Source organism: Candidatus Pelagibacter sp., from assembly GCF_052049815.1.
GTDB lineage: Bacteria > Pseudomonadota > Alphaproteobacteria > Pelagibacterales > Pelagibacteraceae > Pelagibacter.
Map to the genome: position 1 here is coordinate 1 of NZ_JBNGZG010000086.1, position 1,986 is coordinate 1,986.

Here is a 1,986-nt window from a genome sequence, read left to right on the forward strand (position 1 = left end):
ATTTTTTTTTATATTCATCTGAAAAATAATATTTGCCTGTAAAAAAAAGAAATAGAAAAATTATAATTGTAAAAATTAAATATTTTATTTCTTTCAGCATTACATTTTTTCAGGTGTTGAAACACCAACAATTCCCATTCCAGATTTTATTAAATTCGAAATAACCTTTAAAAAAAGTAATTTTTCATCAGATATTTCTTTATTTTCATTTATGAATCTTTTTTCTGGATTATCTTTACCTAAATTCCAGTATGAATGAAATTCAGATGAAAGTTCATATAAATAGCTAGGCACCCTATGAGGTTCCAACTTCTTACAAGATGTATCAATACATTTTGGCCATTCAGATATTTTCTTTAATATCTTTATTTCCTCTTTTGAATATTCAAAATTAAAATTTTTTATATCTAAATCTTTATTGATATCTTTTCCTAAATGTCTAAATACAGATGAAATCCTAGCGTATGCATATTGCACATAATAAAGAGGATTATCTTTTGATTTTTCAATTACGTTATCAAAATCAAAATCTAATTCAACATCACTACTTCTGTTTAACATAATAAATCTCGTAGCATCTTTACCAACTTCATTAATTAAATCATCAACAGTAATATAATCACCTTTTCGTTTTGACATCTTAAAAGGTTTATTGTCTTTAATTAATTTAACTAACTGGCTAACTTTACAAATTAATTTATTCTTAGAATTTGAAAGCGCATCAACAGAAGAAGTAATTCTTTTAATATAACCAGCATGATCAGCGCCAAGGATATTGATTAAATAATCAAATTTTCTGTCTAACTTGTTTTTATGATAAGCAACATCGCTAGCAAAATACGTCCAAGATCCATCAGATTTTTGTAAAGCTCTATCTTTATCATCTCCAAAATCTGTTGATTTAAAAAGTAGCTGATCACGTTCCACCCAATTTTTATTATCTTCTCCTTCGGGAGCTTTGATTTTTCCTGTATAAACAAAGTTATTGTTAGTTAGATATTTAATAACATCTTGAACTTCATTATTTGCAACTAATTTTTTTTCACTAACAAAATTATCATGAATAATGCCAAGACTTTCTAAATTTTTCTTTATCAGTTTTAAAGCTTGTTCGATTGATAATTCAGTAAGCTTAGAAGAAATTTTTTCATAATTGCTAAAATCTATATCTTTATTCTCAGATGAAATATTTTTTGCAAAATCAATTAAATAATCGCCAGGATATAAATCTTCATTTTCAATTGGAAATTTTTCACTAAATAAAATTTCTCTAATTCTAAAATAAACAGACCTAGTAAAATTAATTATCTGATTTCCATAATCATTTACGTAATATTCTTTTGTTACTTTATGATTATTAAATAATAAAACATTAGAAATAACATCACCCAATATGGCACCTCTGCAATGGCCTACATGTAATGGTCCAGTTGGGTTAGCAGATACAAATTCAACTAGATAATTATGTTTTTTTTCTTTTTCATTTTTTCCAAAAGATTTTGAATTTCCTAATATCTCTTTTGAAAAATTAGTCCAAAATTCTGGTTTCAAATTGATATTAATAAATCCTGGTTTGACTACTTCAGCCTTTTCAATCATCTTATCTTTTTCAACTAAAGATTTAGATATTACATTTCCAAGATCTATCGGAGACTTTTTGTTTGCTTTTGATAATACCATTGCAACGTTAGTAGAAATATCACAATCAAATTTTACAGGTGGTATTTCTGCATTTATACCTTCTAAACTTTCAGGTAAAATAATTTCATTATTTTTTGACAAAGTACTCAATACATCTTTAATTTTATCTAAATATAAATCAAAAATATTCATTTAAGACCTTTGTTTAAATTAATTGCATATCTGTCTGTCATACCAGAAATATAATCTGCTATTGCTCTGTATTTATCTTTAGAAAGTTGCTTTTTAGAAATATATTTAAGAGGTTTATTTTTAATTTTATCAAATAAAATCTTAATAATTTTT

At 24.9% G+C, this 1,986-nt stretch carries 2 protein-coding genes; both read right to left on the bottom strand.

Annotated features, from left to right (window positions below; translation table 11 throughout):
- Positions 1-99: 99 nt before the first annotated feature.
- A complete protein-coding gene (argS, locus tag ACTT9D_RS07290; RefSeq protein ID WP_440931121.1) occupies positions 100-1,833 on the bottom strand; it encodes an arginine--tRNA ligase in 1,734 nt (577 codons plus the stop codon).
- Positions 1,830-1,982, bottom strand: coding sequence for a hypothetical protein (locus ACTT9D_RS07295; protein WP_440931122.1), 153 nt, complete (start codon positions 1,980-1,982; stop codon positions 1,830-1,832). The genes argS and ACTT9D_RS07295 overlap by 4 nt, the downstream gene beginning before the upstream one ends.
- Between the last annotated feature and the right edge of the window lie 4 nt (positions 1,983-1,986).